Raw genomic sequence first — 663 nt, 5'->3', positions numbered from 1 at the left:
TCGTTAGACCGTGTCCAGATATGTTGAACACTGGATGACGATAGTTGATAAGCTTTCGCGAGCTCCGCCAAGGTCATGTTACGGCGGCGTAGCTCGGCTAAAATACTATGGCGATCCCATACTTGGATGCATGTTTGTGTGGTTGTCATAACTTTCGCTCCTGCTTCAAACGGATGCTCAAACCATCCGTTTTTTGTGGGGTTAATTGTAAAATATCTGCCCTCTATATCGGGCGGTAATTAGATGTATAATGCCAAATTCGGCTTTTGTAAATACCGAAAATGGATTTGGAGTGATTTTTTTGGCACGTCCTGAAAAAGAACCACAAACAGAACTGGCAAAACGCTTGCGTGAAATACGGCACACCCTTGGTTTTACAGAGCGCAAACAATTTGCTAAACATTTTGAAATCCCCGAAACGACTATGCGCAATTATGAAACGGGTTTGCAAGAACCCCCTGCATCTATAATGCGAATATATAAAGATCGCTGTGGAATATCCTTAGACTGGCTTGTCACTGGTGAAGGCGAAATGTTTACAGACATGGCAAAAGCGAAAGCAGCAGGTTTTAAAGCACCTACCATCCCTGCTGGTCTCATGAAAAAGCTTGGTCGCATAGCTTATACAACCTATCGCGATGCAAATATAAAACTCCCCCCTGA

General features: G+C 43.6%; 2 protein-coding genes. One reads left to right on the top strand and one right to left on the bottom strand.

Annotated features, from left to right (window positions below; translation table 11 throughout):
- The coding region (locus tag ACFINU_RS10275) for a helix-turn-helix domain-containing protein (RefSeq protein ID WP_375667727.1) at nucleotides 1-149 on the bottom strand (149 nt) is incomplete at its 3' end.
- A gap of 152 nt (nucleotides 150-301) precedes the next feature.
- Between ACFINU_RS10275 and ACFINU_RS10270 the strand changes: the two genes are divergently transcribed.
- On the top strand, nucleotides 302-663 hold a 362-nt coding region (locus ACFINU_RS10270), incomplete at its 3' end, for a helix-turn-helix domain-containing protein (RefSeq protein ID WP_375619073.1).

This window comes from Bartonella sp. AC130YNZD, from assembly GCF_042196865.1.
Classification (GTDB): domain Bacteria; phylum Pseudomonadota; class Alphaproteobacteria; order Rhizobiales; family Rhizobiaceae; genus Bartonella.
This window is presented reverse-complemented; position numbering and strand designations above follow the sequence as displayed.